This is a genomic window from Nocardiopsis sp. MG754419 (genome assembly GCF_018207095.1).
Lineage (GTDB): Bacteria > Actinomycetota > Actinomycetes > Streptosporangiales > Streptosporangiaceae > Nocardiopsis.
In genome coordinates, this window is sequence record NZ_QOCZ01000325.1 from 1 (window position 1) to 789 (window position 789).

Consider the following 789-nt stretch of genomic DNA (forward strand, 5'->3'; position numbering starts at 1 on the left):
CCTTTCTAAGGAGCACTTCTTACCGAGTCCTTCGGGACGAGGTCAGAGGCCACTACGTCGGCAAACGTTCGACGGTGGTTGCTCATGGGTGGAACGTTGATTATTCGGCACACTCGGCCTGCTCGGGTTCGCAAGTACTGCTTCGGCGTGGAAAGCGAATGAGAGAGGCGAGTGTGTCGGGCACGCTGTTGGGTGTCTGAGGGTGCGAGCGTTGCTCGTCCTTCGGGTTGCCGGCCCCGGTGAAGCACTGACGTAGTTGGTGTGTGACGGGTGGTTGGTCGTTGTTTGAGAACTGCACAGTGGACGCGAGCATCTGTGGCCAAGTTTTTAAGGGCGCACGGTGGATGCCTTGGCACCAGGAACCGATGAAGGACGTGGGAGGCCACGATAGTCCCCGGGGAGTCGTCAACCAGGCTTTGATCCGGGGGTTTCCGAATGGGGAAACCCGGCAGTCGTCATGGGCTGTCACCCATACCTGAACACATAGGGTATGCGGAGGGAACGCGGGGAAGTGAAACATCTCAGTACCCGCAGGAAGAGAAAACAACCGTGATTCCGGGAGTAGTGGCGAGCGAAACCGGATGAGGCCAAACCGTATGCGTGTGAGACCCGGCAGGGGTTGCGTATACGGGGTTGTGGGATCTCTCTTCCACGGTCTGCCGGCCGTGGGACGAGTCAGAAACCGTTGATGTAGGCGAAGGACATGCGAAAGGTCCGGCGTAGAGGGTAAGACCCCCGTAGTCGAAACGTCAGCGGCTCGTTTGAGAGACACCCAAGTAGCACGGGGCC

The 789-nt window shown here is 59.1% G+C and carries 1 rRNA gene; it reads left to right on the forward strand.

The features are described from left to right. Nucleotides 1–317: 317 nt before the first annotated feature. Nucleotides 318–789, forward strand: a 23S ribosomal RNA gene (locus DSY14_RS27935); the annotation flags it as partial.